This window comes from uncultured Rothia sp. (assembly GCF_937976295.1).
Taxonomy (GTDB): Bacteria; Actinomycetota; Actinomycetes; order Actinomycetales; family Micrococcaceae; genus Rothia.
In genome coordinates this window covers 1-2,436 of record NZ_CALJRY010000363.1, presented here as the reverse complement: position 1 = coordinate 2,436, position 2,436 = coordinate 1, and the positions used below count along the sequence as shown (strand labels likewise).

Annotated in this window: 3 protein-coding genes; 1 reads left to right on the top strand and 2 read right to left on the bottom strand. The window is 57.9% G+C overall.

Features of this window, described 5'->3' with window-relative positions; all coding sequences use genetic code 11:
- Both Q0216_RS09665 and Q0216_RS09660 read right to left on the bottom strand, forming a co-directional pair.
- The coding region (locus Q0216_RS09665) for a histidine kinase dimerization/phospho-acceptor domain-containing protein (RefSeq protein ID WP_298594913.1) at positions 1 to 1,105 on the bottom strand (1,105 nt) is incomplete at its 3' end.
- A 93-nt stretch (positions 1,106 to 1,198) separates the two neighbouring features.
- Complete coding sequence (locus Q0216_RS09660) at positions 1,199 to 1,942, bottom strand: response regulator transcription factor (protein ID WP_070674203.1); 744 nt, start codon at positions 1,940 to 1,942, stop codon at positions 1,199 to 1,201.
- A gap of 253 nt (positions 1,943 to 2,195) precedes the next feature.
- Here Q0216_RS09660 and Q0216_RS09655 point away from each other — a divergent pair.
- On the top strand, positions 2,196 to 2,436 hold a 241-nt coding region (locus Q0216_RS09655; RefSeq protein WP_298594911.1), incomplete at its 3' end, for a CAT RNA binding domain-containing protein.

Below are 2,436 nucleotides of genomic sequence, written 5' to 3'. Positions count from 1 at the left end.
TACGCGCCAGGGAGGACTGACCGGATTCACTGAGCGGCTCGGTCCAGCGGAGCATGTCAGAGTAACCCTTAATGGCGGCAAGGGGCGTGCGCAGCTCGTGGGAGGCGTCCGCAATGAAGGCGCGAATCTGCTGTTCGGTGCGCTCGCGCACTTCGAGGGCGGAGTTCACGTTATCCAACAGCTGGTTGAGGGCGTAGCCCACGGCACCCACCTCGGTGCGCGGGTCGGAATCGCGTGGCTCCACTCGCACCGCCGAGGAGATAGTGTGCTCTTCCAGGTCCAGGTGTGCCACATCGGTTGCTACCGCAGAGACTCGCTCCAGGGGCTTCATAGTGCCGCGAATAATGTAGGAACCCGCCACGCCGGCACCGACCATCACGGCAATGGAGCCGAGGGACACCACAATCACGAAGATGGTGAGGGTCTGCTGCACATTGGCAAGGGGAATGCCAACTACCTGGGCATCGGCACTGCTATTAGCCTTCGGGGTGATTTTCACGAGGTACAGACCGGATTCCAGCTTGACCTCTCGGACTTCTTCTTTAGTGGCATTGAGCGCCATGGTTCCGAGGGTCATCTGATCATTAGCGGAGAGGGTCTGCACCGTACCGTCGCTAGCGAGCTTGCTGGCAACTTCTACGGCACCTTCGGATTCCACACAGGTAATGATGGTTCCGGACGCCTGACCGGGTGCAAAGAGGGAACTGCTCTTCTGCAGGTCGCCGCAGTCTACTTCTTCTATATTGCCGGTCCGAGAGGAAGGCTGCACCACACGATGACTGGTTTCTTTGAGGTCGCTTTGCGCCTGCTGGTAGAGGGAGTTCTGCAGGGTCAAGTAGGTGGACAGGCCAATAATGAGGCAGGCAATGCCGAGGGCTGCCACGAGGATGGCGATGAGGCGCGAGCGGAGGTGGGGTACGTACCCGAGTTCTTCGGGGGATGCTTCGGGGTTCCGCATGCTCTTCCAGGCGGCGCGTAGGCGCACGAAGAGGTTCTTGCGGGAGGGTGCGGCGCCGTCTCGTGTGGGGGCACCCGAGCGCAGGTGGCGGGTTGCTTCGTTATCCGGGGAGGCGGGTTCACCGGGTGAGTAGGAGCCCACAAGCATCCTTTCTTTCCATATTCAAAATATGGAATATAACTGATGTGGCGCGGTATAACCGGGTGTTATACCGCGCCACATGAAGAGCAGAGAATAAAACTATACGGCGGGGCGCAGCACGTAGCCGGCACCACGCACGGTGTGAATCATCGGCTCGCGGCCCACGTCAATCTTCTTACGCAGGTACGAGATGTACAGCTCCACAATATTTGCCTGACCACCAAAGTCGTAGTTCCAGACATTATCGAGAATCTGGCTCTTAGAGACCACGCGCTTCGCGTTCTCCATGAGGTAGCGCAGCAGGTCGAACTGGGTTGCGGTGAGGTTAATCTGCTCACCACCGCGGGTCACCTCGCGGGTGTCCTGATTCAGCACCAGATCGCCGACGACCAGCTCGGCGTCGTCAATGGCGGCAACGCCGGAGCGCTGCACCAGGCGGTGCAGACGGATCATTACTTCTTCCATGGAGAAGGGCTTGGTCACATAGTCGTCCGCACCGGCGGCAAGACCCTCGATGCGGTTATCGACCGAGTCCTTAGCAGTCAGGAAGAGGCAGGGAACTTCGGGGTAGAACTTACGGATACGGGTGAGCAGTTCCAGACCGTCGAAGCCAGGCATCATAATGTCCAGCACGAGCACATCGGGTCGCCAATCGCGGGCAATCGCGAGCGCGGAGGGGCCGTCACCTGCGGATTGCACCTCCCAGCCGATCATTTTCAGACCCATGCTGACGAGTTCCTTGAGCATCTCCTCATCGTCAACGACGAGGGCGCGGATGGGGCTGCCGTCCGGGTGTTCGAGGGCGGGAAGGTTCTTTGCGATTTCGGTTGCTTTACTGCTCATGTGATTAAGAGTATCGCGATTTAGGGTCGCGGGGTGCGGCGGTTCCCGGTTTTCAGCCGCAAACTTATGGAATGTTTGCTCGCATCACAGCTGGGGCACAGCTTTACCCAGCATTTACACATTAACCCTTCATGCCGACTTCAAACTTTCTGTAGAATTTGTACTAGCTTAGGTAACGCTCAATCACCTTGCGTATCTTTTGAATTTGCCGTTTCTGTTCCGGCGACCCAACACCCGTGAAGGAGGACGACGCATGCGCATTAGCCGTATTTATAACAATAATGTTGTCCTCACGGTGGATCATTACGGCAAGGAGTCCGTGATGATTGGTCGCGGTATTGCTTTTGGCAAGCGTAAGGGTCAGCTGGTTGACCCGGCCGCGGTGGAGCAGACTTTTGTGCCGGAGCAGGGCATGTCGGGTGAGCGTCTGAGTATGACTCTGTCTGAGATTCCGGCGGAGATTCTGTCGATTGCCACTCTTTTGGAGTCGAAGG